General features: G+C 58.7%; 1 protein-coding gene. It reads right to left on the bottom strand.

Features of this window, described 5'->3' with window-relative positions:
- Positions 1-74: 74 nt before the first annotated feature.
- Positions 75-1,432, bottom strand: a protein-coding gene (locus K3174_RS16745; protein WP_247712270.1) for an IS3 family transposase whose coding sequence is annotated in 2 segments (ribosomal slippage) — positions 75-1,094 and positions 1,097-1,432 — 1,356 coding nt in all. Because the reading frame shifts where the segments join, the coding sequence is not laid out codon by codon here.
- Between the last annotated feature and the right edge of the window lie 85 nt (positions 1,433-1,517).

The following is a 1,517-nucleotide window of genomic DNA, read 5'->3' as shown; positions in this document are numbered from 1 at the left end:
TGTCCGTCGTCAAAACATTTGGCACACTTCGGGGCGTAATTTTTCGGAGTGTGGGCCTCGTCCGGTTGGTGATATTATGCGGCGATCTTCCGGTGTTGCAAGCGCCGATATTCGATGGTCTGTCGCTTGATCCTTTCTCTTCGTTTGATGATGGCAGGTGCCCTGCCGAAGTAGGCGTCTGCCGGGGTCACGTTTTCGAGGCTCTCGTGGTAGCGCTGGTGGTTGTAGTGCTCGACGAACGCCTCGATCTGCTGTTCGAGATCGCCTGGCAGGAAGTAGTTTTCCAGAAGCACGCGGTTCTTGAGGGTCTGGTGCCAGCGTTCGATCTTGCCCTGTGTCTGGGGGTGGAAGGGCGCGCCGCGCACATGGTCCATTTTCCTGGCTTCCAGATATTTGGCCAGTTCATCTGCAATGTAGCAAGGGCCGTTGTCCGATAGCAGCCTGGGCTTGTGCAGCACTGTGGCATGGTCACAGCCCGAGGCAGCCAGCGCCATGTCCAGCGTGTCGGTGACATCCCCGGCCTGCATGGTGGTATAGAGTTTCCATGCGATGATGTAGCGCGAGTAATCGTCGAGCACGGTGGACAGATATATCCAGCCCCACCCGATGATCTTGAAGTAGGTAAAATCGGTTTGCCACATCTCGTTGGGGCGCGTGGTCTTGTGTTTGAACTCACTGGCCGCCTTGATCACGGTGTAGGCCGGGCTGGTGATCAGGTCATGGGCCTTGAGCAACCGGTAAACGGTGGCTTCGGACACGAAGTAGCGCTTCTCGTCGGTGAAGCGCACCGCCAGTTCGCGGGGCGACAGGCTGGTGGCATCCTCATCCAGCGCCATGTCGATGATCTGCTGCTGGATATCATCCCCGATGCGGTTCCACACCCGGCCCGGCGCCGATGGCCGGTCTTCCAGTGCTTCCGGCCCGCCTTCAAGGTAACGGTCATACCAGCGGTAGAAGGTCCGGGGCGCGATGCCGAGCTGATCCAGCGTGCGCCTGGCGGGCAGGTGCGACTGCTCGACGATGCGGATAATCTCCAGCTTTTCGGATGCAGGGTATCTCATGCGTCGTCTCCCCCATCCACGATCATGCTTTTTTTGAGCACCCGGTTCTCCAGGGTGAGGTCGGCCACGCACTCCTTCAGATCGCGGGCTTCGCGGCGCAGATCCTTCACCTCGTCGGTGGTAGCGGCACGGGCCGTATCGCCAGCCAGGCGGCGCTTGCCAGCTTCCATGAACTCCTTGGACCAGGTGTAATACAGGCTCTGGGCAATGCCTTCACGACGGCACAGCTCGGCAATGGAGTCATCACCGCGCAGGCCTTCCAGAACGATCCGGATCTTGTCTTCCGCTGAAAAATGCCGACGGGTCTTGCGGCGGATGTCCTTTACCACCTGCTCGGCAGGCATTTTGGATTTTGAGGATTTGGGCTTCATCTTCGTTCCTTCGTCACTACGACGAAGCCCAAATCCTCCTTAAATCACAACCCCAAATCTGTGCCATAGGCGCTGACGGGGAACA

It is taken from the genome of Qipengyuania qiaonensis, from assembly GCF_019711515.1.
Taxonomy (GTDB): Bacteria; Pseudomonadota; Alphaproteobacteria; order Sphingomonadales; family Sphingomonadaceae; genus Qipengyuania; species Qipengyuania qiaonensis.
The sequence above is the reverse complement of the archived record's forward strand: the minus strand, read 5'-3'. Positions and strand labels throughout refer to the sequence as shown.